This window comes from Pseudomonas sp. NPDC087697 (assembly GCF_044743155.1).
Taxonomy (GTDB): Bacteria; Pseudomonadota; Gammaproteobacteria; order Pseudomonadales; family Pseudomonadaceae; genus Aquipseudomonas.
The window spans coordinates 1-604 of sequence record NZ_JBIUVW010000060.1; the positions used below are offsets into that span (position 1 = coordinate 1).

At 56.3% G+C, this 604-nt stretch carries 2 protein-coding genes; both read right to left on the reverse strand.

Annotation, left to right across the window (positions count from 1 at the left end; translation table 11 throughout):
• On the reverse strand, positions 1-94 hold a 94-nt coding region (locus ACIPIN_RS26885), incomplete at its 3' end, for a hypothetical protein (RefSeq protein ID WP_401124193.1).
• A 21-nt stretch (positions 95-115) separates the two neighbouring features.
• On the reverse strand, positions 116-604 hold a 489-nt coding region (locus tag ACIPIN_RS26890; RefSeq protein WP_401124149.1), incomplete at its 5' end, for a F0F1 ATP synthase subunit delta.

The window sequence follows — 604 nt, forward strand, 5'->3', positions numbered from 1 at the left end:
CAGTGCCTTCGTTACGGGCTTGGGAGGTCACATCGAGCTTTTCGATGCGGCCCTTGATAATTTCACTTATTTCGGAAGGATTGAGTTGCTGCATTGCTCTGCTGCCCCTTCAAACTCAAGATTTCAATGCTTCGGCAAGGTTCGCGAGTTTGCCGCGAATCGAGCCATCGATTACCAGGTCGCCGGCGCGGATGATGACACCACCAATAAGGGTGGCATCCTCCGCAGCGTGCAGTCGCACTTCCCGGCCGAGCCGTGCACTGAGAACCTTGGCGAGTTTGTCTTGCTGTTCTTGGTTCAATGCAAAAGCACTGGTGACATCCACATCTACCGATTTCTCTTGTTCGGCCTTGTACAGGTCAAACAGAGCGGCGATCTCCGGCAAAAGCGGGAGACGGTCGTTTTCAGCAACGACGTGGATGAAATTCTGTGCCTTGGCATCGAACTTGTCGCCACACACGTCGATAAACGTGGTGGCCTTGTTTGCGCTCGTCAGTCGCGGGGCCTTGAGCACGCGCTGCATGGTGTCGTCTTGCGACACTGCTGCAGCCAGGCCGAGCATGGCTGACCAAGAGGCCAGTTGCTGGTGGGCCTGGGCGTGCTC